This is a genomic window from Mediterraneibacter sp. 210702-DFI.5.30 (assembly GCF_020560115.1).
In the GTDB taxonomy this organism is placed as follows: domain Bacteria; phylum Bacillota; class Clostridia; order Lachnospirales; family Lachnospiraceae; genus Mediterraneibacter; species Mediterraneibacter faecis.
This window is the reverse complement of record NZ_JAJCME010000138.1, coordinates 1-247: the sequence shown is the minus strand read 5'-3', so window position 1 is coordinate 247 and position 247 is coordinate 1. Positions and strand designations below refer to the sequence as shown.

The 247-nt window shown below is 33.6% G+C and carries 1 pseudogene; it reads left to right on the top strand.

Annotated features, from left to right (window positions below):
* Positions 1 to 247 (top strand): annotated as a pseudogene (locus LI126_RS15000) (hypothetical protein); the annotation flags it as partial.

Sequence of the window (247 nt, the reverse complement as noted above, 5' to 3'; positions counted from 1 at the left end):
AGCTATGATACGCCGACCAACCTTCTATAAGCATTTTTTAGATAAATATGACTTTCTCAACTTTTTTATCAAACATAAAATCGAGGAAATATTCAGTAAAGCACTGATAAATGGCGATGGTACACCACTGAACTTCTACACTATCGCTTTTGAGTCAATCTTAGATATGCAAGCAGTGAGTGAACATTTTCTACAAAATATCCAAATCAACTATAATCTTTTTAGAGAGCTAAAACCTGTACGACAG